At 64.3% G+C, this 697-nt stretch carries 1 protein-coding gene; it reads left to right on the top strand.

The features are described 5' to 3' along the window. A partial coding sequence (locus AC6CHL_RS20750; RefSeq protein WP_498296039.1) for a transposase occupies positions 1 to 569 on the top strand: 569 nt, incomplete at its 5' end. Between the last annotated feature and the right edge of the window lie 128 nt (positions 570 to 697).

Here is a 697-nt window from a genome sequence, read left to right as displayed (position 1 = left end):
CTTGGCAGCAGAAACTGCGGGAGTTTGTGCGGGCACGTCGACAGATGATCCAGGCCTTGGCCGTCGCGCGACAGCAGCAGGAAATGGTGGGTGATCGTGAACTGCGCCGGCTTTTGCAGGCCAACATCACCCACCTGAAGACACTGGTCAAACGCCTGGGAAAGCAGATTGCCGAGCAGCTCGCTCAACAGCCCCAGCTCACGGTTCTGAAGTCGATGAAGGGCGTGGGGCCGGTGGTACAGGCGGTGCTGGCCAGCTACCTGCCTGAGCTGGGCCATATCAGTGGAAAGGCCATCGCCAGCCTGGTGGGCGTGGCGCCGATGTCCCACGACAGCGGGACGATGCGTGGAAAACGAAGCATCCACGGCGGTCGAGCCGAGATCCGTCAGGTGCTTTACATGGCCGGCATGTCAGCCCTGCAGCACGAACCGCGCATACGGGACTTTTACCGGTCGCTACGGGCCCGCGGCAAGGAGGCCAAAGTAGCCATCGTGGCGGTAATGCGAAAGATGCTGGTGATCCTCAACGCCCGCGTGCGCGACGCTCAAAGCGGACCGATCCCCGCCTGAAGCGCGCCCGGGCACATCTCCAACGGCTGCCGGCCAGCGGCCGGCACTACCGTGCCCGTCTGCTGGAGGGGCCGAAGCCTCCTCCAGCAACACAGTTGCTACACGGACGTACTTGCGGCGTGTCCCGC

Source organism: Stenotrophomonas sp. GQ19, assembly GCF_059758695.1.
Note: the sequence above shows the minus strand (reverse complement) of the source record. Positions and strands in the feature narration are given on the sequence as shown.